Annotated in this window: 16 protein-coding genes; 1 reads left to right on the top strand and 15 read right to left on the bottom strand. The window is 51.0% G+C overall.

All coding sequences use genetic code 11. The annotated features are described in order from the left end of the window. Positions 1–104 precede the first annotated feature (104 nt). From B1748_RS16380 to B1748_RS16405, 6 genes are all read right to left on the bottom strand, one after another. Entirely contained in the window at positions 105–1733 is a 1629-nt protein-coding gene (locus tag B1748_RS16380) for an extracellular solute-binding protein (protein WP_087569003.1), read from the bottom strand. A 317-nt stretch (positions 1734–2050) separates the two neighbouring features. Then, positions 2051–3931 carry a glycoside hydrolase family 127 protein gene (locus tag B1748_RS16385; RefSeq protein WP_179215621.1) on the bottom strand — a complete coding sequence of 627 codons (1881 nt, stop codon included), beginning with the start codon at positions 3929–3931 and terminating at the stop codon, positions 2051–2053. 83 nt (positions 3932–4014) lie between these two features. After that, a complete protein-coding gene (locus B1748_RS16390) occupies positions 4015–5634 on the bottom strand; it encodes an extracellular solute-binding protein (RefSeq protein WP_087569005.1) in 1620 nt (539 codons plus the stop codon). A 56-nt stretch (positions 5635–5690) separates the two neighbouring features. Further along, entirely contained in the window at positions 5691–6581 is an 891-nt protein-coding gene (locus B1748_RS16395) for a carbohydrate ABC transporter permease (protein WP_087569006.1), read from the bottom strand. 12 nt (positions 6582–6593) lie between these two features. Beyond that, complete coding sequence (locus B1748_RS16400) at positions 6594–7487, bottom strand: ABC transporter permease (protein ID WP_087569007.1); 894 nt, start codon at positions 7485–7487, stop codon at positions 6594–6596. A gap of 186 nt (positions 7488–7673) precedes the next feature. After that, a complete protein-coding gene (locus B1748_RS16405; RefSeq protein WP_087569008.1) occupies positions 7674–9950 on the bottom strand; it encodes a helix-turn-helix domain-containing protein in 2277 nt (758 codons plus the stop codon). A gap of 731 nt (positions 9951–10681) precedes the next feature. Between B1748_RS16405 and B1748_RS16410 the strand changes: the two genes are divergently transcribed. Continuing rightward, positions 10682–12283: a sulfatase family protein gene (locus B1748_RS16410; RefSeq protein WP_256975715.1), complete on the top strand. Its 1602-nt coding sequence runs from the start codon at positions 10682–10684 to the stop codon at positions 12281–12283. 351 nt (positions 12284–12634) lie between these two features. Here B1748_RS16410 and B1748_RS16415 read toward each other — a convergent pair whose 3' ends face one another. The 9 genes from B1748_RS16415 to B1748_RS16455 all read right to left on the bottom strand — a co-directional run bounded on the left by B1748_RS16415 (position 12635) and on the right by B1748_RS16455 (position 25125). Beyond that, positions 12635–14101: a sulfatase family protein gene (locus tag B1748_RS16415; RefSeq protein WP_087569009.1), complete on the bottom strand. Its 1467-nt coding sequence runs from the start codon at positions 14099–14101 to the stop codon at positions 12635–12637. Positions 14102–14137: 36 nt separating this feature from the next. After that, positions 14138–16570: a beta-galactosidase GalB gene (gene galB / locus B1748_RS16420; protein WP_087569010.1), complete on the bottom strand. Its 2433-nt coding sequence runs from the start codon at positions 16568–16570 to the stop codon at positions 14138–14140. A 26-nt stretch (positions 16571–16596) separates the two neighbouring features. After that, positions 16597–18105, bottom strand: coding sequence for a sulfatase family protein (locus tag B1748_RS16425; protein ID WP_087569011.1), 1509 nt, complete (start codon positions 18103–18105; stop codon positions 16597–16599). A 184-nt stretch (positions 18106–18289) separates the two neighbouring features. Further along, entirely contained in the window at positions 18290–19693 is a 1404-nt protein-coding gene (locus tag B1748_RS16430) for a sulfatase family protein (protein ID WP_087569012.1), read from the bottom strand. Between the two features lie 21 nt (positions 19694–19714). After that, the gene (locus B1748_RS16435; RefSeq protein ID WP_087569013.1) at positions 19715–21118 is read right to left on the bottom strand and encodes a sulfatase family protein; all 1404 of its coding nucleotides are present in this window, start codon (positions 21116–21118) and stop codon (positions 19715–19717) included. Next, positions 21115–21966: a helix-turn-helix domain-containing protein gene (locus B1748_RS16440; RefSeq protein ID WP_179215622.1), complete on the bottom strand. Its 852-nt coding sequence runs from the start codon at positions 21964–21966 to the stop codon at positions 21115–21117. Before B1748_RS16440 ends, B1748_RS16435 begins: the two co-directional genes overlap by 4 nt. 45 nt (positions 21967–22011) lie before the next feature. Continuing rightward, positions 22012–22647 carry a bifunctional 4-hydroxy-2-oxoglutarate aldolase/2-dehydro-3-deoxy-phosphogluconate aldolase gene (locus B1748_RS16445; protein WP_087569015.1) on the bottom strand — a complete coding sequence of 212 codons (636 nt, stop codon included), beginning with the start codon at positions 22645–22647 and terminating at the stop codon, positions 22012–22014. Further along, the gene (locus B1748_RS16450) at positions 22641–23630 is read right to left on the bottom strand and encodes a 2-dehydro-3-deoxygalactonokinase (protein WP_087569016.1); all 990 of its coding nucleotides are present in this window, start codon (positions 23628–23630) and stop codon (positions 22641–22643) included. Before B1748_RS16450 ends, B1748_RS16445 begins: the two co-directional genes overlap by 7 nt. Positions 23631–23703: 73 nt before the next feature. Continuing rightward, complete coding sequence (locus tag B1748_RS16455) at positions 23704–25125, bottom strand: NAD-dependent succinate-semialdehyde dehydrogenase (RefSeq protein ID WP_087569017.1); 1422 nt, start codon at positions 25123–25125, stop codon at positions 23704–23706. Between the last annotated feature and the right edge of the window lie 324 nt (positions 25126–25449).

The raw sequence follows: 25449 nt of genomic DNA on the forward strand, positions 1-25449 counted from the left end.
TGTTCTATCTACAATCAGCGGTTGAGAAAAAGCCGCATCTTTGCTTGTAAAGGAGTTTACCCTCTACCCGCCAAAGATATGGCTCCTTGATTCTAAACTAATGCTTATTTCGAGGAATCATAGTATTTCTGATACAGGGCTACATACTCTTCCACTCTCAGCTTCTTCAGTTGGGCCAGGTGATTATCCCAATCTGCATCGGTGAAACCATTCATGACGAATTTGGCAAAGGTGCTGGCATAATAGCCGTTCTTGCCATTCAGGTCCAGGTTGATGGCCGCGAGCGTCTCGCCGTCTTCCAGCGACCACAGCATGTCGTGAATGAGCTCGGTGGATGCAAATGGCATATACATCTTATAATGCTCGCGCTTCTCGTCCGCCTGATCATCAATCAGCCGATCTACCATATTCTTCAGCACCATCACGGTAGCGCCATTGCCCGGTGCCTCCGAGTGCTTAAAGTCACCAGAGTTCATACCCTCTGGAACCGGCTGCTTGTCAAAAGTACCGTCCGGATTCTCCTTCACGGTCAGGCCAATTGGGCCTACCTCGAACTGGAAGCTCAGCTTTTCTTCATACATTGTATCCATCCACTTCAGCGTCACTTCTGGGTGTTTGTTTTTTGACGTAATTGCGAATGCTCCCTTGCTGAGCGATACCGGCATACGGAGCCAGCCTTGCTCGCCATTAGCTCCCTTCAGCGGCAGCACTGGAACATAATCCTCATTGATCGAACCGAATACCCCTTGGTTGGAGTAGGTGAAGAACGATCCGATCGGCACATCCTCACTGCGCACCTTCGTCAGGTACGTGTTCTGGTCATGAGTAAAGACCTCCGGGTCAATCAGCTTCTCCTTGAACAGCTTGTTCATATACTGCATGTAGTTCTCGTACTCCGGCTGCTCCGGCGCATATTTAACGGTGCCATTGTCCACGTACAGGTTGTTGCGCGGATCATCCAGCTTGATGCCAAAAGAGCCTGCCAGAGAATTAGCCCCGTTCTGAGCATTATTGAAGAGGAAGGAGAACGGAATCTCATCCGGCTTGCCGTTTCCGTTCGGATCCTTCTCTTTAAACGCTTTCAGTACATTGTAGAAATCATCAATCGTTTCAGGAACGGACAGGCCGAGCTGATCCAGCCACTTTTTGTTGATGTACAGAACGGAACCGATTTCGTTGAAATCTCTTTCCACCAAAGTCGGTAGCGTGTAAATATGGCCATCCGGTGCTGTAAGCATCTTCTTGAACTCGGGGCGCTGTTCAAACACCTTCTGAAGGTTCGGTGCATACTGCTCTATCATTCCCTCCAGCGGAATCAATGCACCCTGGCTGCCCAACTTGACGATCTCCTGATCCAGCAGCACAGCCCGTCCGTAAAATACATCCGGCAAGTCGCCGCTCGCGATAATGATGTTCTTCTTCTCGGCCAGATGCTCCCATCCGACCTGAGTCCATTCCACTTCCACATTGGTCATCTCGTTCAGCTCTTTGAACATCTGCATGTCGTTATAGTCCTTCTTGACCTGCGGCGCCGTATTCGCAAAAATTTTCAGCTTGATCGGTTTCTCCAGTGGGAACTTGAATTTGTCCTCCGTACCTGCGGACGGTGCCTCCGCCGAAGCCTTTGGATTCTCTGAAGCCGTCGGTGTGCCACCGCCTTCCGAACACCCGCTAATGAATAGCGCCATCGTTGCCATTGCACTTACACAGGGGACCAACCATTTCTTTCTCATGTGTACAACCTCCCAATAATGTTTGTTTGACTACCTGACCCTCGTCATACATGAAGCGCTTACATCTCGTTGTGTGATTCACAATAGCAGAGAAGGCAAGCTTATTGCAATCAGCCAAAATTGGAGGCATATGCGAAACGGCGAAGTATCAAAAAGCTTGATATACCAAGCCTTTCAAGCTCTAAACCTCGATAGGTGAGATTCGGCAGCGGGGGATAACGTGCCTTTGATGGGCATTTGCAAGCAGAAAAAAGGGCCGCTCCCCAGATATCAGAATCTTGCGGGAGCAGCCTCGTTACAGGATTAATATGAAACCATCACGCTCTCGGGAACCAGACGCTCATATCACTTTCTTCCCGGTTCGCCCAGGAGAAATACGGGATCAGTCTGACCGTCACGGTCTTGTTCTGATCCTGCACTAGCGGATGATACAGCGCATCGCCCTTCGGCCGGATGACCATCTCTGTCTGCAAGCCTACCATATGATAAGGCAGCTCGGCAATTGGCACCTCCTGGAAGGTGGAGTTTATAGGAAGTGCCAGCTCATCCAGTGTTGCTTCGCCAGAGATATCACAGCCCTCCAGGCAATATACTACCGGTCCGCGCTTTACAGCAACCATTCCGTTAGCTTGCTCTACCATCGGGTTCGCCTGATACAGTTGTGCCTTCATCGGCAACATAATCGTAATTTCCTCCCCGACCTGAACCGTCACTTCATGAATGCCGCTTTGAATCGGCCGGCCTTTGCAGGTCGCATCCGTGCACCATGCAGGAATTCGGAAGGAGAGCTTCATGCCCTCTGAAGGCGCCTGGTCAATATAAATCTTCACTTCCTGGTCCCATGGATAGTGCGTCTCCATGCGAAGCTTCACCGGCGCTCCGTTTGCCAGCTGGGAGTTTAGTTCGCAGCCTGCGAACAGGTTAATCGCTACGCCCTGTTCAGATGTGGAGTAGATCCATTTCGGCATGCCGGTCAGGGTTCTCCACAGCTGCGGCGGACAGCACCAGCATCCGAAGGTGACAAAACGTTCATTAGGCGCATGCGCGTATTGGCGGAAAGTCGGCTTAATGCGCTCGTGAACCCGATGCGCCAGCGGATTCGCGTAGAAGTACCTGGTCATATCCAAGCTTCCTCCGGAGATGCCGGCATTGTACAGAATGCTTTCCATCCAGTCGCCGTAAACAGCTTTATTCGTCACATGCAGCATCCGGTGCGCCCACATGGCGGCAGCGATATTGGCACAGGTTTCGTTATAAGCAATACGGTGCGGCAGGTTATACTCATCTCCGAATGCTTCCTGAACCCGGTCCCCCCGTTCTGAAACACCTTCATAGATCGGACATACTCCGCCCGTGATATAAATTCTCCGAGTGATCATGTCATTCCAGATTCTCTCCAGTGCGGTCAACAGAGTCTCGTCCTGAGTATGTGCGTAAACATCCGCTGCCCCGGCGTAGAGGTAAGAAGCCGTTACAGCATGGCCAACAGGCTTATATTCCTCGCGGAGAGCCAAACGATTCTGATTCTGGTCTCCGTTGCCCAGCTTGGTGCCGCGCATGGTAACAAATATGTCCGCCAGCTCCAGATAACGCTGGGTACCGGTCAGACGGTACAGATCCACGAGCCCCATAATCTGGCTCGGGTTGAAGCAGAAGTCGCCCAGTTCCGCATTCAGCGGCATAAATACCGTGCACAAATAATCTGCGCAACGTACCGCAACCTGAAGCAAACGGTCATCCCCTGCAGCTTCATGCAGCGAACAAGCTGCTGTAAACAAATGGCCGATGTTGTACAGCTCATGGTGCGCCGGGTGCATCCAACGCTCCTTGTCTGTCAGCAGGATTTGGGTGTTAATATATCCGTCCGGCTCCTGAGAGGCTTCGATCCATGGAATGTATTTGTCCAGAATCTCCAAAATTTGCGGGTCTTTGGACACTGCATACTGATTGGCACAACCTTCAATAAATTTGTAGCAATCGCCATCGGACCAATCATTGTCGTGGAACTTTCCTTCAATCTCCCCCGCAGCAATGCCAAAATTGATCAGGCGTGCAGCATTGTCCGGGTGCATCAGGGAGCTTTCCATGCTCTTGATGACGTGCATATAATCTTCCACCCGATTTCCCCAGAAGCCACCAGTTAATTTAGCCTCTCCCAGCCTGACAGGTTGAAACTTTACGATCGTATCCGTTCTCATGTCATTTGCCCCTTTCATTACAATACATAATTTAGAAGAAAGCTAGACCTGGATCAGATCCAGGTCCAGCTCAATCAAAAGATTTATTTCCCCTTCGTTGCGTCGTAATATTTTTGGTACAGCGCTACGTATTCGTCCGCCTTCAGCTTCTTCAGCTGTGCCAGGTGATTGTCCCAATCGGCCTGGGTAAAGCCATTCATGACAAACTTGGCGAAGGTGCTTGCGTAGTATCCATTTTTACCATTTAAGTCAAGGTTGATGGCGGCCAACTTCTCGCCATCTTCAGCGGACCACAGCATATCCTGAATGACATCCTTGGATGCAACTGGATCATACATTTCGTAGTATTCACGCTTCTCATCAGCCTGCTCGTCGATGAGGCGGTCTACCACATCCTGCAGTACAATAACGGTTGCGCCGTTACCTGGAGCTTCCGAGTGCTTGAAGTCACCCGAGTTCATACCGTCCGGAATCGGCATTTTGTCGAAAGTACCATCCGGATTTTCCTTCACCGTCAAGCCAACCGGGCCAATCTCGAATTGGAAACTCAGCATTTCTTCATACATCGCATCCATCCACTTCATCGTCACTTCCGGATGCTCGTTAGAAGCTGTGATGGCAAAAGAGCCCTTGATCACCGCGGCCGGCATCCGCAGCCAACCCTGCTCGCCATCCGGTCCTTTCAGCGAAAGAACAGGCACATAATCCTCGTTCAGGTTGCCGAAGATGCTTCTTTGCGAGTAACCGAAGAACGCGCCGATCGGAACGTCATTGCTTCTAACCTTTGTCAAATATGTGTTCTGGTCATGCGTGAACACTTCCTGATCCACAAGTTTTTCCTTAAAAAGCTTGTTCAAGTATTCCAGATATGCCTTGTAGCCCGGCTGCTCTGGTGCATATTTTACGACTCCGTTATCCAGGTACAAGTTGTTTCTCGGATCGTCTTGTTTAATTCCAAAGGATCCCGCAAGAGCGTTCGAGCCGTTCTGTGCATTGTTGAACAGGAAGGAGAATGGAACTTCGTCTGCTTTCCCGTTACCGTTCGGATCCTTCTCCTTGAAAGCCTTTAGTACATCATAAAATTCGTCTATGGTCGTCGGGACAGACAGACCGAGCTGGTCCAGCCACTTCTTGTTAATGAACAGCACCGAAGGGATTTCGTTGAAATCCCGCTCCACAAATGTTGGCAGGGAGTAAATATGGCCATCCGTCGCGGTCAGCATCGTTTTGAAATCAGGACGCTGCTCGAACACCTTCTTCAGGTTAGGCGCATGCTGCTCGATGAGGTCCTCCAGCGGAATAATAGCCCCCTGGCTGCCCAACTTCACGATTTCCTGATCAAGCAGGACTCCACGTCCGTAGAATGCATCCGGAAGGTCGCCGCTCGCAATGACGATATTTTTCTTCTCCGCCAGCTGCTCCCAGCCGACCTGTGTCCATTCCACTTCAACATTGGTCATCTCGTTCAGTTCTTTGAACATCTGCATTTCGTTGTAGTTCTTCTTAACCTGCGGCGCTGTGCTTGCGAGAATTTCAAGCTTGACCGGCTTCTCCAGGGGAAACTGAATTTCTGTTGTCTCTGTCGACTTACCGTTGTCCTTCTTTGAAGCTGATTGAGTGCTGTCGGGGCTTGTACAGGCGCTCAACAACAGCGCTGCAGCCAGTATGGCGCTCAAGCTTGCAGACAATTTCTTGTTTTTCATTTCATGACCTCCCAGGGTATAAGTTCAAATACTGCTTTTATATTCATGAAGCTCTGTTAGCCTTTAACGGAGCCGATCATGACACCTTTGACAAAATAACGCTGCAGGAAAGGATACAATACGAGCACCGGCAGGCTCGCTACTACGACCATGCCGTACTTCACAAGGCCAGCGACCTTTTGCTCCTCCACAGCGTCGTTGGAACTATCGATCATATCCAGCTGTGCTTCGCTGACAATCAGAATTTTGCGGAGAATAATTTGCAGCGGATGCAGGCTTGCATCATTCAGATAAATCAGGGCCTGGAAATAGGAGTTCCACAGCGCCACCGCATTAAACAGCACCATGACCGCAATAATCGGCAGAGACAATGGAATAACCATTCTTATGAAAAACTTGAAGTTGCCGCAGCCGTCCACCATCGCTGCCTCCAGCATTTCTCCAGGAATCGTGTTCTGGAAAAAGGTTCTGACAATAATGAGCTGATACACACTGACCGCACCGGGAACGATCATAGCCCAGACGGTGTTGACCATACCGAGCTCCTTCACCAGCAGGTACGTCGGAATCAGACCTCCGTTGAAGAACATCGTAAACAGGATCAGAACCATCAAGACACCGGAGAACGGAAGGTCCTTGCGCGACAAGGCATAACCGCCAGTAATGATCAAGCTGACACGGAACAACGTCCCGAAGAAGGTATAAAATATAGAGTTCGAATACCCCCGCCAGATCTCATCATCGTTGAATATTCGTTCATAACCGATCCAGGTGACATCCTTTGGCAGAAAGCGAATTTGTCCGGAATTGACCAGATCCGGATCGCTGACGGATGCTACGATAATGAAATACAGCGGATAAATAACCACAAACAGGATTCCGCAGAACAACAGTACATTAAACCAATCAAACAGCTTATCGGACCTGCTTTTGTTTAATACGTCCATCTCTTTTCCCTCCTACCACAGACTCGCTTTGCCGAAGCGTTTGGCGATCAGATTGACAACGACAAGCAGGATACAGTTCACGACAGAGTTAAACATCCCGATCGCTGCCGAGTAGCTGTACTGTGCATTGAGCAAGCCACTCTTGTACACATACGTTTGAATGATTTCGGCAGAGTTGATGTTAAGCGGATTCTGCATCAGATACACCTTCTCGAAGCCGACGGACATAAAGCTGCCGATATTCAGAATAAGCAGGACAATGACCGTAGGCATGATGCCCGGCAAATCAATATGAAGAATGCGCTTTAATTTGCTGGCGCCGTCTACGACAGCAGATTCATGCAGCTCCGGGCTAATGGCGGTTAGGGCCGCTAGGTATATAATTGTGCCCCAGCCTGCGTTCTGCCACACACCGGACCAGACGAAGATGGATGCGAACCATTCAGCCTTTGCCATAAAATATTGGCTTTCAATACCAAGGCCCATCAGCATATGGTTGATGACACCACTGGTAGGCGACAGGAACAAATACAGCATCCCAACAATGACCACAGTGGAGATAAAATGCGGCGCATACGTTACGGTCTGGACCAGCTTCTTGAAGCGCTGGCTCGTCAACTGGTTAATAAGCAGCGCGAGAATGACCGGAATCGGGAATAACGCCAGCTCATATAAGCTGATTGTCAGCGTGTTCAAGAGAATTTCCCAGAACTTGTAATTCTCAAAGAACCGCTGGAAGTTCTCGAATCCGACCCAGGGGCTGTCTGCAATCCCCTTGAAAGGCAGGAAATTCTTAAAGGCAATTTGCAAGCCGTAAATGGGGCCATATTCAAAAATGGCGAAATAAATCAGTGTTGGAAACAGCAGTAAGTATAGTTCATAGTGCCTTTTCCATTGCTTCAGCAAAGCTTTCCCTCCCGTTCTTTCAAAATGTTGATTGTGGTTTCAAGCGCTTTCACCGTAATGCAATTTATATTACCAACCACCTTATAAAGTGCGCAATCAGCCAAATTCAGAGCGGTATGCGAAATATATAAAGCCCGGAAACCCTTATATAGCAAGGGTTTCCGGGCTTACTTAGAGCAACCTGCCTTACTTCTTGTCCTCATTCTGCTGCAGTCGTTTCCGATACTCTCCCGGCGTCAGTTGAACCTCAGCTTTAAATTTGCGGATAAAGCTCGAAGGATCGCTGTAGCCGATTTTTTGCACGATTATAGCGATCGACAAGTCGGTGTCGATCAGCAGCCTTTTTGCTTTGTTGATCCGTATGGCATGAAGATGCTCCGATATCGTCTGGCCGGTCTGCTCTTTGAAATAACGCGACAGTGAGGAGATGGATTGAGAGAAATAGCTGGACATGCTCTGGATGCTGAACTGCGGATCGGCATATTTCTCTTGCAGAAGCTCAATCATCTCCTGCAGCAGAATGCGGTCCTGCTCAACAGGAGCTTCCTTCATCAACAACGGCCGGATTTGTTCAAACGTGTTCCAGACAATCTCATCCATTTGCTGATAGGAGGTGCATGAGGTTAATGCGATCACGTCAGGATACTCTACAGACATGCCTCTCTCCGCACCGGCCTCGGCTGCTGCCTTAACCTGCGTATTAATGAGATCAAAATAAATGTACTTTGCCGACAGCAGCGATGAGCTGCTGCTATGAATGTGTTCCAGCAGTTGCTTGATATGCTGCTTCACCTTGTCAGTATCATGGTCGCGCAGGAGCATGGGCAACGTCTGGAACTGCTGCGCGGAATAAACCGGCAACTTTTGATGCTCCTGATTCAGTTGGTGCGGCAGAATTACACGATCATTCCCTAGAATAAGCCGATATTGCAGCGCCGTCGTTGCACTGATGTAAGACTTCGGCAACAGCGTCAAAGCCTCTACTGCCTCCCCGACCCCGATAGTCCAAGTAAGGCCGGTCGACTCCTTCAACTTCTGATGCCACTCGTTCCAGCTTTCGCCGCCGCCGGATTCCGGCGGACAGGACTGGATCCATATCCACTGCTCGGGCTGAATCGTATCAATGGAATACAGCTCGATGAAGTGCGGCACTACAGACCTCCATAAAGCGGGAAGCTGTTCCCGAATCAAGCTCAATTCTGCGCCTTGATGGGCCTGGAGACAGACCACCCGGTACTGGTCGGTCTGCAGGGTTATGCCGAGGGGAGTCCCCAGCTCCTTGAACTCGGACCACTCCCGGATCTGTCCCGACAGCAGTTGGTTTAGCAGTTGCTGTCGCATCGCTGGGCGTCCGCGCTCTATCTGCGATTCCAGCGTGTGGCTGCGGTCGCTCATATAATCGAAGGCAGAGCGAAGCTTCTCCAGGCCGCCGGAAGGGCTTTTAACATTTGCGGGATGAAGCTTGCTGTCCACCACATCAATCAGCTTGCGAAGCGGATGATAGTGAACGTTCATATTGATATAAATGATACTGGAGCCGACAACAAGTATGAGTGCCAGCGCAATTCCAGCCTTCAGTTGCATCTGTTCTATGGGCTTCATCAGCTCGGTTTCCGAAACAACCGTCACATAGGTCCAGCCGGAAGAAGTCGAGATCACCTTAGATACATAGTATTGATCTCCATCTAACTTTCGAATTTCACTGCTTTCCGATTTCACGTCTAAGAGGCCGTCCGGTACACTTCCAGTATCGACAAGAGAAGCTACCAACTGTCCCTGGCCATCTATAAGATACACATTACTTTTCCGATAAGGCAAGAAGGACGAGAACATTTGCTTGACCTTCTTCTCCTTGATCAGAAATAACAGCGTTCCCTTGTTCTTGCTGGTGGAACCGAATGCCGGGACAGGAATGGCATAGCTCAAATAACGATCCGAGAGATACGGCTCCAGAGACTGGCTGGCGTTTGCAGCATTTACCGTGGGCACATCCGACTCCAGCAGCCGCAAGTATTGATCATAGGTCAGGTGCTGGCTCAGAAACATGTTATAGAACACGACGGAAAGATACGTACTTTTGGAAGAGATCAGCATGTCCTGATTTCTAGCTTTATACACTACCTCCGAGAAGAAGGCATTGGCTTCCGCATACAAGCTGATTTTGTCCTTTGCCTCATAAATGGAATAATTACTGCTCAGCCTCTCGGGATCAAATTCACGCTGCACGGATAGTTGAATAGCAATATTCCTCATCTCAGCCAATTGGCCATCCATCGTGTCCCTCACCTGCTCAAGCATTGCCCGGTTCGTCTGCTGCACCTGCGTTTGAAGCGTGGAAACAATAAAATGATTCACAAAAAGTCCGATGACGATAACAGGAAGGATCAACAACAAGGCATAGGAAATTAGGTATTTGTAAAATAGTGAAATGTTCTTTAATTTCTTCAGCCTGGCAAATCGCACCTTCCATCTCACCTCTTCTCTGAAGTCATGGCATAAAGACCTCTATCCAGTGCAAAAAAGCCGCACTGGATAGGGTATCTGTGTGTATCTTACTTCTCCTGAATCGTTTTGTCCCCCCGGGACTTGATGTTCTGAATCAGCCTGCTCAACTCTACGGCAATGTCCAGTGCAAGTTCAGGATTTGCCGAGGTCGGCGAGATACCGAAATCGTTTACACTGCTCTAGTTCTTGGTCATCTCCCCGCTGTCCACCGGAAACTGTGCTACCCCTAGCTTCCAATCCCGCGGAAACTTCTCCTTTTTTCGCCGCCCAAGGTGGCACCCAGCCTCCCTGGATATTCATGCCGTTTTATCCATTCATAAGGCAAGAGAATTGATCTTGAAGGTGACCTTACTCGCATGGGTCGGCATGCTTTGGTCAACATTCATCATATTATAAATTCGTTCCAGCGATCTTGTAAACACAGGGTCCTCGATATTGAAGTTGTTATATCCGTGAAGATTTGAAAGGTAGAAATGATCCATGTAATAACCAGAAAGAAGGTTGTCTGACTTCATTTCCGGTAAATCTAAATATAAATTAATAATGCATATATATAATAATAAAAGCGTTTTCAAATGTCAACTGATTATACAGAGATTCAAGATTATAATTTATTTATAAATTTGTTGACTATATATAAAAGGTCGAGTATGGTTAATTTATACGTCCGTTATCGTTGAAGATCTATCATGATTAAAGGAGTGATTCCATTGACGACAAATGCCAGACCGCATGTATTCTTTCTGATGTGCGATGAGCTCAGGGCTGACAGCCTGGGATTTATGGGGAATTCTGTAGTTCAGACTCCTCATCTTGACGAGCTGGCCCAGGATTCCGTCATATTTGAGAATGCCTATACGAACTGTCCGATGTGTGTGCCTGCGAGAGCTAGCATGATGACAGGACGCAATCCGCTCAGCAACGGTGTGCTGGACAATGCTATGCGGATGGTAGAGGATGAGAAGCCTCTGCCTGACCTGCTTCGCAAGAACGGCTATACCACAACGATGTACGGCAAGCTGCATGTCCACCGGACCCCAGAGGAATGTGGTTTTGATGAATTTAAGTTTGGATATCCGGACCCGTACACCAGCTTCCTCGGCATTCAGGACCCAGAGGTCCGCAAGAACGCCACCTTCAAGAAGAATGAGGGTGATATTCCGTTAGTCATTCACGGCGAGAGCCCTACGCACCCGGATCAGACTTCATGCTCTCGCCTGACTGCGGACTATATTCAACGAATGGACCGTATTCAGACCGATGAGAAACCAATCTTCCATTACCTGTCGCTTCTGGATCCGCATACGCCATACATGCCGACGAAGCCGTATTCGGAAATCTACAACCCGGAGAAGCTGCCGCTGCCCCAGAATGCCGGGCGCACGTTGGCTGACAAACCGATTACGCAGCGCTATTTTCACAAGGTGCGTGGCTTTGACAAGCTGAATGAAGAGGATTACCGGAAGAGTCTGGCCAGTTACTACGGTCTTGTAACCCATGTTGATGACCGGATCGGCAAAGTAATTGACCGCCTGAAGGAGCTTGAGTTGTATGACGATGCGCTCATAATTTTCACCTCCGACCACGGATCGATGATGGGAGAGCACGGCTTTATCGAGAAATGGGGCCATATGTATGAGCCGGTTGTCCGCATCCCGCTGCTGGTCAAGCTGCCGAAGAATTATAATTCCGGCCTTCGCCTGGATACGTTTGCCGAGATCATTGACCTGCTGCCGACCGTACTGGACGCAGCCGGCATTGAAATTCCGGAAGAGGTTCAAGGCATGAGCCTCATGCCGGTTTGCCGGGGAGAGCGCACGGTCCACCGGACCGAAGCGCACAGCCAGTACTTCTGTGGATCCATCCACTTCGAGCCTGCACTTATGATTCGAGACCATGACTTCAAGCTGACGGTATATCCGGAGCAGGAATCCATTCACGAGAAACTGTACGGGGACCATTATCTGAAATATTCTGCATTCTTTGATCAGCCGCTCGTGGAAGGAGAGCTCTACGATCTCCGCAACGACCCTTATGAGGAGCGAAACCTGTTCGGAGACCCGGATTACGCACAGCAGCAAGCCCGTCTTCAGTTCAAACTGGCACATTGGAAGGAAGGGCTAGGCCCGCTGGCCGATTACCGTGGGCTGAGGCAGGCGAACATGAAGACCCTGTATAAATTTATTCTGGATCAGGCGAACAACTGGACCAAAGTGTCGGATGCCTTGAAGGCAGACCAGGGACTGACCCAGTGCGACAGACAGAAAACTCAGGAGTCCGTTAAATCGTAAAACATTCAAATATTTATAGAGTGATTGTCTGTTGAGTGAACCATGAACAAGTATATAATGAAAGGCAGCCATTCCAACAATGGTTTGCCTCCCTTACGTTAGGACAAGTGAAATAATAATTACCTGTTGCCGTGATGGGGGGCATGCATGAGTAGAACATACGGTTGCACAAAAGTTCAGCTTCAATTAACAGATTGGGTGCGGACAAGTTGGGGTTAAAGAGGCTACACAAAATTGGGCATGAGCAAATGAAAAAGCCTTAGTTCGATCTCAGAACTAAGGCTTTTTCATTTATTTTTTGTGCTGTCTATTTGCGGATACTGCTCCATATCGGGACTGCCTCCCGTTATATTACTGCGATTCCCCACTGTTTTCAAAAGCTGTGCCTGGTCCATGTGGCGCTAGCGCCGTCATTATATATGGATTGATGCAAGCATCCCCTACCTTGTACGCGAAAGACCAGATCCGCTTAGATAACTCCTTCACTACGAAGCTGAACTCCTTTTTGCCAAACAGATTATTGGTCTCTTGGGGATCATTAATTAAATCGTACAGCTCCTCATAATCAAATCCGTTGTAAACAAACTTCCATCTCTTCGTCATGACAGAACGCTGAATTCCATACAGCTCGTTTCCGTTGGATTGAGTAAAAACAGCGTCCCTCCACGACCCCGTTTTCTGGTTCTTCAAAAAGGGCATTAGACTTTCACCCGCAAAGCTCCGATCTGCCTGCACACCGGCTAGTTCCAGGATAGTTGGCGCGATGTCGGCTAAAATAACGAAAGCGCTCTCACATCTTCCTGGACTTGAGATGCCGCATGGCCATCGCATGGCAAGCGGGATATGGTATGCCCCTTTGAAGCAGGGTAGACCCTTGCACCACAGTCCATGCTCCGCCATATAATCCCCATGATCGGATAAGTAAACGACCAGCGTATTCTCGGCTTCGCCTGACTTCTCGAGTGCCTCCAGCAACTTCCCAAACAGTGCATCCTCGTATGTACAGAAGGCTAGGTAATGTCTAATCGCCTCCTTGTGCTCCTGTTCGCTCAATTGATCGAACCGCTCCCGGATTTTCCGGTACAATGAGGGTTTATCCTCCATCCTGTCTGCGTAGTTGTCGGGAAGCACAATATCTTCCAGCTGATACATATCCAAATACCTTTGAGGAACAAAATAAGGATCGTGCGGTCCAAGGGTGCCCACATAACGGCACCATGGCTTACCGTTTACATGTTTCTTGATGGCTTCAACAGCTTCATTCACAACATTGTTGTCATTGAAAGGATTATCACTTTCTCCGTAGTGGACGTAACGGGGATAGCCATCTCGAATTATTTCTCCTTCAGTCCGAACTTCAACTTGATTCCTTCTATGGTTGGTATATCTATCCCATTCGGCCGGATCAGGCAGTTTATGTCTGTATATCTTGTCCTCCGACATTGAAAACTCCCCATTGAAGCCCCTATCTGCCGGCTGTTCAAGATCACTTACGTGCCATTTTCCATGAAAGTATAAATCATAGTCCGCATCTCGCAAATCCTCACTCCACAAGCGGACACCTTCATAAAGACCTTTAGAGAGCGCACTGCCAACACTGACATTGTTCCACACACCGTGCTGAGAAGGATACAATCCCGTGAAAAAAGTAGCTCTGGACGGACAACAATGCGGCGATACTGTATAGGCATTCGAAAAGACAAGACCCTGTTTGCAAAATCGGTCAAGGTGAGGAGTCAGCGCCAATCCGTAAGGCGGTATAGTGTCTCCCCGCTGCTGATCAGTCATAAAAATAAGAATGTTCGGCTTGCTTATCAAATTAGACCACTCCCTTCGCAAGAAATGGAAAACAGGTTACAAGAGACTAATTACAGTTTTACCCATATGCAGCAAATTCGAATTGGCATATACGACAATTGATCCTGCTTCGCCGGCTCGCGAGCGCACAATGACCAGGCATTTGCCGGAAAATGTAGAAATGCTCATGGCGCTGAATGAGGTTGTGCTGGTGGGATCGCCATTGTCCACAGCCACAATCTCACCTGGCCCCTCCAAACAGAAGGACACAGGGTGATTTGCACGGGGGCAGAGAATCCCCTGCTCATCGACTATGCTAACCGTTACGAAGGACAAATCCTCTCCATCCGCCCGGATAACGTTCCGGTCCGCCTCCAATTGGACAGAGGCAGGTGCACCCGCTGTACGGACCTCGTGCGTCATGGCCGGTGCCTCGTTCTCATCATAAGCGACTACCCGAAGGCATCCGGGCTCATACGGGACGGCGTTCCAGCGCAGTCGATACCGCTCTGGCTGAGAAGAAGCTGATTTTCGCCGAATACCAAGCGAGGCACCGTTCAGAAACAATTCGGCCGCCTGATAGCTGGTGTAGCAGACGACGGGAATTTCCCGGCACTCGTGTCCTTCCCAGTTCCAATGCGGCAGTAGATGCAGCACCGGCTTGCTTGACCACTGGCTTTGATACAGATAATACCGGTCCTTCGGTAGCCCGCACAGATCCATAATGCCGAAATACGAGCTACGGCTTGGCCATTCCTTCCGATAAGGCGTCGGCTCTCCCAAGTAGTCGAACCCGGTCCAGACGAATTCGCCCAGCATATAAGGTAGATCCTCCTGGGCCATGAACTCCTGATCCGGTGTAGTTCCCCATGGAGGAGCACTCAAATCATAGGAGCTTGCCTGCAGATCTGACTTCGGCTCCACGGGTATGTCCTCTACAGCAGGCAGGTGATATACACCCCGGGAGCTTACCGTCGAGGCGGTTTCGCTGCCGTACATGATCCAGTCCGGATGATGGAGATGATACTCCTCATATCGATGGGGCTTGTAGTTCCAGCCCGGAATATCCACAGCGGCCGCCAGACCGTTCTCTATCGCGTCATCCGACATGCTGAAACCGGCCGTCACCGGACGGGTAGGATCGGCGTCGTGGACAATTCCAGTTAGAAACGCAGTCGTTATGGCTCCACTCTCTAGCCGCTGCTCCCGCATTTCATTGCCGATGCTCCACATGATAATAGACGGATGGTTGCGGTCGCGGGAGATCATGGCCCGCAAATCCTGTTCGGCCCAGTCCTTAAACAGTCGGTGGTATCCGTTCTCCACCTTTCCTACGCCCCACTCGTCGAAGGCCTCGTCGATGACCAGCAGCCCCATGGCATCGCATAAATCCAAGAGTTCGGGCGCGGGAGGGTTGTGGCTCATGCGGATGGCGTTGCAGCCCATCTCCTTCATCAGCTCCAGTTGCCGCTCCATCGCCCGGACGTGAACGGCCGCGCCTAACGGGCCTAGATCATGGTGCAGGCAGACGCCTTTCAGCTTCATGTACTCCCCGTTCAGGCGAAAGCCTTCCTTTGCGTCAAAGGAAATCGTCCTGATGCCAAAGGGCGTTTCGTATTGGTCCACTTCCACCCCGTCCAGCAGCACAGTGGAGACTGCCTTGTACAACCTGGGATGAGCGGTACCCCATAGCGCAGGCCGCTTCACCGTCAGGTGCTGCTCGAATTCCGCATGGGCGCATACCTCCTGCACCGAGGTAGCCTGCGCGCAGAGGATCCCTTCAGGGTTTAGGAGCTGCGTTATCAGTTCCACCTTCGCTGCGGAGTCCGAGCTGCCGGCTACGTTCGTGCGGACCCTGATTGAAGCACACTGCTCCGAGATATCCGATGCCGTAATATACGTGCCCCATGGGGCAACATGAACGGGGCTCTTGACGACAAGCCTCACCTGACGGTAGATGCCTGCTCCGGGGTACCAGCGGGAGGAACTTGGTAGTGAGCAGACCTGCACTGCAAGAACATTCTCCCCGCCAAACGTCACATGCTCGGTCAGATCGAAGGTAAAGGAGGTGTAACCATACGGCCAGGAGCCACACTCTGTTCCGTTCATGTAAACGGTGCTGTTCGACATCACCCCATCGAACTCCACTGTAATGAGCCGGCCTCTCCATGCCTCCGGAATGATAATGTGAAGGCGGTACCAGCCGATTCCGACGATCGGCAAAGCACCCGTCCTGCCGACATGCGTAATGTTGTCATGAATGCCGTCCTCCATAACCGAATTGACATGGACATCATGATCCGGGTGAAACGGGCCGGCAATAGCCCAGTCATGCGGCACTCTCACCGTCTCCCATCCGCTCTCATCCAGATGAACCCGGCTTCCCTGCACGGGTTCGGGCTCCTCCAGCGAATGCCGTGTAAATTTCCAGCCTTCCTTCAGCGGGATGATCTGCCTTCCGTTTTGTTCCTCATTCGTCATCGCTTTCATTGCACTTCCCACCTAGCACTTTATTGTCAGGCTCCATAAATCCGCGGCATCGGCATTGGCTCCTTGCCCAGCTCCGCCCAGGCATAATTGAGCAGCAGCTCGCTCTTCAGCCGCTGGCTGCCGTGATCGTCCCATAAATTGTTCAACTCCTGCGGGTCCTCCTGCAGATCGAACAGCTCGCCGTATGTCTGGTTATAGTACACCGTCAACTTGTAACGGTCGTTCACGTAGGTTTTCTGGTGAATCGTCGAAGGCTCATGGCGGAACTCACACAAAATGTGATCCCGAGCTCGGCTCTTTCGTCCCAGCCATACCTCAGACTGATCGATTCCGGTCATGTGTGGGGGAACCTGCAGTTCAGCAAGGGATAGTAGCGTAGGCGCAAGATCCACAAGCGACACCATCGCATCACTCTTAAGGTCTGCCTCCACCTGGCCCGGATACCGGACGATGAAAGGTACCTTGATCAGATCCTCATACATGAAGCCGCCCTTAGCCTGAAGCCCGTGCTGACCGAAGAAATGCCCGTGGTCCGAGGTAAAGACGACGATGGTGTTGTCCGCCAGTCCCAGCTCATCCAGCCGATCCAGAATGCGGCCAATGTATTTATCCATCATGCTGACCATGCCATAATAGGTCGCTACCAGTTGCTTGCGCTCCTCCTCAGACTTGAGATGGGAATGGTATCCATGAATGGGCTGCCCGCTTTCACGCAAGGAAGAAAAGTCCGGGCGTACCTGCTGGGTTTTGCCAAAATGCGGCGGATTGCGGTCATGCTCACCGGGCACGACAGCCGGGATCGTGAGTTCCTCCGGATCGTACATCGTATCCCACGGCGCCGGCACCAGATATGGCGGATGCGGGTCAAAGAAGCTCGCCCAAAGGAAAAAGCTGTCTTCTTCCTGCTGATATTTGTACAGCTGTGCCTCGGTCCGCTCGGCAATCCAGGTGTTGTAGTGGTATTCCTCCGGAATATCCCAGGTATGCTGTTTGTCCGGATCCATCGTTCCTGTAGGCGACTTGAAATAATCCCTCCAGTTGGTGCAGCCCTTCTCTTCGAGCCAGATCGCATAGTGCTGGCCTACATGAGCTTCGTTGGTATGGTTCCGTGCCAGCTCCACATGGTTAAATCCGTAGAAGTTTTCTTTAAACTGGCGCCAAAACTCCAGGTCCTGCAGAAGCGGATACGACTCCAGTGACGGGTATTCCTCCGTGCTGTGAAGCGGCTGAAAGTGAGCCTTTCCAATGAGAGCCGTTTGATAGCCCGCGGACTGAAAATAGTCACCGACCACCTTGCGGTCTTCCATCAGCTTGGTCCCGAGCGTCCAGGCTCCGTGCTGGCTCGGATACTGGCCGGTAATGATGGATGCGCGGGTGGGTGTGCAGGTCGGATTCGGGCAGTATGCACGCTGAAAGGTCGTCCCCTCCCGCACGAGCCGGTCCAGATTCGGTGTAGACAGCTCCGGCTGAATGGCACCGATCGTATTCCAGTGCTGCTGGTCACTTGTAATTAGCAAAATGTTAGGTTTTTTCATAGCGCTCCCCCTCCCCCAGATTCAATTCTTATATCGAATGTTACTGTCAAATAAGTCCTGAATTCATATCAGAATGTTAGGTCAGGTAGCTGCTCTGACCGTGGGCTACTCCGACCTGTTCATGTTCACGCGCACCTTCACCGCCCAACGGCTGCCCGCTTGTGTATAGGTTCGAATTAGAACTTTAAATGTCCGGGGTACCGATATTCCACGGAATATTCCACTTCGGGATTGCCCGGTACATATGGTTCAGAATGATGCGGGTGCCTTCCAACTTGTGCTGCTGGTAATCCGGATCATCCCACAGATTGTTCGTTTCCTTCGGATCCTGCTTCAGATCGTACAATTCACCATAATCCCGGTCCATATAGTGCACAGTCTTAATTCCGTTATAGATGCAGCCCTTTATCGCACCGGCCTCCATGTACACAACATCTCTGACCTTGACCTCCTTATTCCGATCCCAGTAGCCGTTATATGAGAAGCTCGATAGCTTCTCTGGCACCTCTGCTTCCGCGGCCTCCAAGCAGGTGGCAGCAATGTCGATATTCAAGACCTCATCGGCTACCTCTATGCCTTTAAAGCCCTTGACAGGCGGCTTTACGAATAACGGAACCCGCATCAGGCTGTCGGTCAGGCATTGCAACTTCTCCACCATGCCGAAGTCGCCCATAAAGTCTCCGTGGTCGGAGGTGTAAATAATGAGCGTATCCTCATACATATCGCGATCCTTCAACATTTGAATTACTTCGCCGATCTTTTGGTCAATTAAGGAAATGTTCGCATAATAGGAGCGTTTCGTCTTCTTGAACTGCTCCTCGGTGAAATCTTTCAGATATATTTGGGCATAGGAATCCATGCCCTTAAATTGAGGCGGCTTCTGGTCCAACTGCTCATAGGTCGTATCGGGAGACGAGAGCTCATTGAGATCATAAGCCTCGGCGTATTCAGTCCCTTCCAGATCATAAGGGTGGTGCGGACCGGAGAATGAGAGCGTGAAGAACCATGGCTTGGCGTCTTCCTCCTGCTTCTCTTGAGCTTTATTTTCCAGCCAGGTTTTACCCAACTCACCCAGAAAATCATCCAGATGATACTTGGTGTCCACGTTCCAGCGGCCGCCGCTGATGAACTCTTTCGTATATACGGACTTTCGGTCGATGCCGTTTTCCTTGAGGAAATCCAGATAAGGCTGAATATACTGGTTCTCAGCGAAAGCGCCGTGGCCGTCCACGATCATCTCATCATCAAAGCCCCGCTTGATTTCAGAGCCTGCAAAATGCTGCTTGCCGACTACCGCCGTATGATAACCGGCCTCCTGCAGGCGTGTCATGAAGGTCGTTTCATAAGCCGGCAGTTGGGTGATATAAGAAGGGCATTCGCACTCTGACGGAAATTTCCCTGTCATAATTGCAGCCCTGGAAGGCACGCAGGAAGGATTAGCACAGCGGGCGTTCGTAAAGAACACACTATCCTTGATCAGTTCATCAAGGTGAGGGGTTTGAACCTCGGGATTAATACAGGAAAAGGTGTCATATCGCTGCTGGTCGGTCATAAGAAACAATATATTTGGTCTTTTTTTAATAGTCATGTGATGTTGACTCTCCTTCCGTTATATTTGTGGAGCTCCGTAATTCCACGGCATGCATGAGCACTCTCCTAACGCAAGCAACTCATCTATTAGCAACGTCTTTAGTTGCTCCTTGACGCCGGCCGCCGCAGCATCTTCCCACCGGTTATACCGTTCCCAGGGATCCTCCTTGATGTGGTACAGCTCACCGTATGGCCGTCCCCGGTAATAGACCAGCTTCCACTCCTCCGTCCGCACGGCGCGCAAATCTCCGGCCTCCATGTACATGGTCTCCCTGCGCGGTGCCGCAGGCGGCCGCTCCCAGAAGGGATTCAGGTCAACGCTGTCCATGCGTTCCGGCACCTCTGCCCCGGCGGCTCTTAGGCAGGTCGCTGCAATGTCCAGGTTCGAGACGAAAGCTTCCTCCGTCCTCCCGGCAAACCCGGAACCCGGCGGCTTGACGATGAACGGCACACGCATGAGCACCTCGGACAGATACTGGCCCTTGCCCATCATTCCAAAATCACCCATATATTCGCCGTGATCGGACGTAAACAGGATGAGCGTATTATCATACTCGCCGACTGCCTTCAACTCTGCAATAATTTCGCCAATCTTTTGGTCAATTAATGTCATGTTCGCATAATAGGTCAGCCGGGTCTCCTTGAGTTCCTGCTCGGTCATGCCAAAGGCGTTGGCCCCGCCGGGATTGCCCTGCCCGGTCCGGAGCTGCTCCTTGAAGTGAGGCGGCTTGCCATCAAGGTCGCCCTCCGAGGTCAGGGGCAGATCGATCTGCTCCAACCGGTATGCTTCCTCCTGTGGGAGCCCCGCGCCATCAAATGGCATGTGAGGCCCGGGGAAGGAAACACAGCAGTACCAAGGCTTGTCTACCGGCCTTTGGTGCCGGATCCACGACTTGCCCAGCTCTCCGATATAATCGTCGATATGGTACTTGACATCAGCCGTCCATCGTCTGCAGAAACGGTTGACAGGCTCACTAAACTCAGACGTCTTGGTGAAGCCGGACGCTTTCAGAAATTTCATGTACGAGGTTTCCGACTCCCCGCTACGCTCCCACTCGCCCGGCCCGTGCAAATCGATGATGTCTGCATGATCGTAGCCCTGATCAATGAGCGAATCGCCGAAATGCTGCTTCCCCAATACCGCGGTGTGGTAACCCTGCTGCTGCAGCAGGGAGGTAAATGTGACCTCGGAGGAGGGCAGATGGGTAATGTAGGTTGGAGCGCCGCACTTGCTAGGATACCTCCCGGTATTAATGGCAGCTCTCGCCGGCACACAGGACGGGTTCGTTGTATATGCACGCGTGAACAATATTCCTTCCTCTGCCAGCTGGTCCAGTACCGGTGTTCTTACCGCAGGATTTACGACTCCCAAGGTGTCGAACCGCTGCTCATCCGTCATAATGAACAAAATATTTGGCCTCAAAAATGTCCGTCTCCTCTCCCGTTTACGACCGATCCTGTGAATTCGCCGCTTGAAGTGTAATCGTAATAACCCTTTTTCAGAAATGAAGTAGGATTGGTGCCGGTCACCTGCTTGAACACTCTCGTAAAATAGTAAGGGTTGGAGTAGCCCAGCTTCTCGCTAATTTGCGAGATGTTCATAGAACTTTCGCTGAACAAGCGAATCGCTTCCTTGATCTTCTGCTCCATAATGTACCGCTGAATGGACAGGCCAGCCGTCTTGGAAAACACTCGGCTGATGTAGGAGTAATTCATTGCCAACGACCGGGTTAAGTCCGTAGAACGGATTTCCTCGTGAACATGGCTGTGCACGAATTTCTTCACATCGGTCACCAGCTTCTGATTGCCGCTTCTCTTCCGATTTATCTCCCGGTACAGATCCAGCAGCAAATCTAGCGTCCCGACCTTCAACTTGAGCTCATCATAATCGGAGCCGCTGATATAATGGTCTAGCAGCTTGGTCAGCCTGACACAGGTACGCTGGTAATCCTCAACCTCCAGCCATTTCATATCCACCGAGCCGGGTGTGGGGGAAGCCGCGGGCGTAAACGTGATCCAGTTCCACTCCGAACCCGCCTGGGTCTTCTTGTGGCCGTAATGCCGGACCCCGTGCTTCATAAAAAACACCTGTCCGGGGCCGATATAGTACTCCTCGTCCGCTTCAATAATATGGACAAGCCCTTTTCTGACAAAAATCAGCACGTCGCTATCCACTACGCGGTCCATATGTGCCCATACGTCCTGGGTGCGGAACAGCCCCATATTTTGCACGTCGGGAAGAACATCCAGATTGAATTGAACGCCGTTCATCCCTGGCATTCACCTCCTTGCGTATGAAGCTGCACCTTGAATGGCTTAGTCGCCGGAGAGGCTTTGAATCATCCTGGCTGTATTTCGCTCGATCGTCTCGAAATCGCCGGCAAGAATATCCTTCATCGTAACCAGACTGCTGCCTAGACCGACACCGACAGCGCCATTGCGGATATACTCCGCAGCATTCAGTGCGTTCACGCCGCCGACGGCAATAATCTTGGCCTGATTTAATGGAGCCAGAATTTCCTTCACGTATCCGGGTCCGAAGGAGGAGCACGGAAACAGCTTGACATATTTAGAGCCGGCTTCCATCGCACGGACAATTTCTGTCGGCGTCATGGCACCCGGAAGCGGAAGCACATCACGGGCAAGGGCCGTCTCAATGACCGCCTCACTGACGTGGGGGGAGATCAGGAACTCCGCTCCCGCCTCCATGGCCTCCTTCGCATCTTCGCGGTTCATGACCGTCCCCGCTCCAATCAGCATGCGGCCATGAAAGGCTTTCCGCATGGAAGCAATGCCGGACAGCGCGCCTTCCGAATTCAACGTAATTTCGGCAAGGCGCACTCCTCCGGCGTACAACGCGTCCATCACCTTGTTCAAGCGATCCGGGGGAACATTACGCAAAATGGCAATAACTTGATGTTGTTCGATTTTTTCCTGTACGGTACTCAGCATGACGGCATACCTCCAATGTAGTATTGATACAGCCTGGCAGCCCCATACATACTCAGCAAATCGGACTCCTGCTCGGAAACCACTTCAATCTGCAGGCCGGGATAAGCTTCAACGAGGATAGGGGCGACAAGCGACGGAAACAGCGGCTTTCCGTACAGCACAATCCGCTTCACGCCTTCCAGCATGTGCGGAGTCAGCATCGACAGATCCATAGCGATCACCACGCCCAGCAAAAAGCTCGTCACCGCCTGCTTGCTGTGGCCGGACAGCAGCCCTAAAGTCCGAACAGAGAACAGCGCATGGCCCGTGCCATACGTATTGGCTGCTTGGAGCCCCTTCTTCACCCAGGGAAGCTCAGGAACCACCTCGTCCAGTGAAAGAACGCTGTCCTTTAGGATCGTATGCTGGGACACCGCCATCAGCAGCTCACCTGACACCGAGGTCAAGCAGCCCTCAATGGACTGCTCCCGCAGCTTGATCCACTTGTGGTGAGAGCCATAGTGCATGACGAGCTGGCACGCGTTATCCTGGCCCGGTCGTTCTTGACGGCTCAGATACCCGTATATTTCCGTTTCTTCTCCCCGCATCATATCACTTTCTTCTTCCTGCTCCCGAATGAATTTAATCCCGGGTACGAACAGGATCGGATAGGGAATGACTTCTGATAACAACTGCCGTTCCATCCGTGCCGCCACAGACCTTTCATCCACCGGCCCAAGCACATGAGCCACTTCATACAGCCCAGCATTGGACGTAATCATACCGGATGCAATGACCGCTTCCACCTGTGACATGAGCTTCGGGTGGAGGGTGCATAGCTGCATATAGCTTTCCTTCAACGCGGCCTTTAACGGATCGCTGCTGCCAGAGATTGCAACATCCTTAGCTCCTACCGGTTTCTTGATGCTTACAACCAAAGTATGATGATCCAACAACCTCATGCGGCAGTTGGTCGTTCCGCAGTCAATGACTAACAACTTCACGATGCTTCCCCCTAAGTTAATAGCAGGGAGCGGGCAGATGTCGATCAGCCCGCCCCCCGCTTGATGGGATCTCTTATTTTCGAATAGAAATACGCTTGATGTAGTAGTACTCCTCCAGGCTATAGGTTGAGCAGTCCTTGCCTACGCCGCTTTCCTTCATCCCGCCATGCGGAAGGGTCACATTATAGTGCGGGCCGTTGACACATACAGTGCCTGCCTCAAGCGTCTCTGAAATATTCAGAACATGCTGAAGATTCGTGCCGAACACATACGAAGCCAGGCCGAATTCCGTGCTGTTCGCTTCCTTCACCACATCCTCCACCTCACGGAACGTCAGGAGCGACAACACCGGACCAAAAATTTCTTCCTTGAAGATGTCCATATCCGGACGTACACCGCTGATAACGGTTGGCTCCAGGTAGTAGCCCGCCCTCTTGTCTGCAGGTACGTTGCCGCCGATTTCAATCTCAGCCCCTGCCGATACAGCGGAAGCGATCAGCTTCTGCACCCGCAAACGGTGGCCGTCTGTAATCATCGGACCCATACCTGCCCCAGGCTCACGTCCCCAGCCCAGAACGATCTGCTTCGTTTTCTCCACAACCTTCTCTTTAAAAGCCTCCTGCACGGATTCGTGGACAAATACCCGATTCGGCGATACACAGATCTGGCCGGCATTGCCGAACTTCAGGGACACCAGTTGGCTGGCTGCCTGCTCCAGATCTGCATCAGCAAGCACGATGGCCGGCGCATTGCCACCCAACTCTAGCGAGTAGCGCTTGATCGACGTATTCGATTGCCCGATGATGGCCTTGCCGGCTGCAGTCGAGCCGATCAACGTAATCATTCGTGGAATGGTGCTTTGGTTCATGACGGCTGCCAGCTTCAGGGTATCCCCTGTAATTACATTAATGACGCCAGCTGGGAATCCGATTTCCTCGGCAATTGCGCCGATCATCAGCGTAGAGAGTGGCGTCAACGGCGATGGCTTCAGCACGCATGTACATCCCGAGGCTAATACCGGACCGAGCTTGTAGGCGAGGTTCAGCATCGGAAAGTTCCAGGCCAGATAACCGACCACTACGCCTACCGGCTGCCTTTTGATCAAATTCATATATGAATTGTCTTCGTCTTCGATAATTCGCCCATGCAGGCGCTTTGCTTCCTCATAATAGTAACGCAAGCAGCGAGGCAGCATTTCGAAATCCTCTTCCGCCTGGGCCAGCGGCTTGCCGGTCTCGCTCATCAGTACATCCAGGATCAGCTCCCGCTTCTCCTCAATTGCTTGTGCCAGACGCTCCATCCAATCTCCACGCTTCTGTAGCGGAGTGCGCGACCATTCCGGGAATGCCTTCTCGGCGCTCTTTAATGCGGCTTCGGCTTGAACCTCTGTTGCCATGCGCAGTTCTCCGGCCAGCTGCTCTGTCGCAGGATTGTGGACGAGCATCACATCACCCACACCCTCTACGGCAATACCACCAATATAATGACTGTACATTGGCCCCAACTCCATTTTTAAATTTTCATTCTATATTTAAATGATAGCGACAGCATTTTCAGCTGTCAATGCTTAACTTTAAATAAATTTAAATATTAAAAATTATTTTATATATAGTTGGTTAGTTGAATTCGTTTTCTACAAACAAGATTTAAAACTGCTCCCGCAGGCTGGATATTCTAGAGTTTATGGCAAAAGAAAACAAGCATTTTTCAGTCACTGAGTTAAATCAACACCCGTATCCCGCCACTGTCCCTTGTAACCTAAAAGGTAAAAATAGTACTACTTTTGTTCCTTCTACTGCATGGATGAGGGTGTGAAATA

Origin of the sequence: Paenibacillus sp. MY03 (genome assembly GCF_002165585.1) — a bacterium.
Lineage (GTDB): Bacteria > Bacillota > Bacilli > Paenibacillales > Paenibacillaceae > Pristimantibacillus > Pristimantibacillus agaridevorans.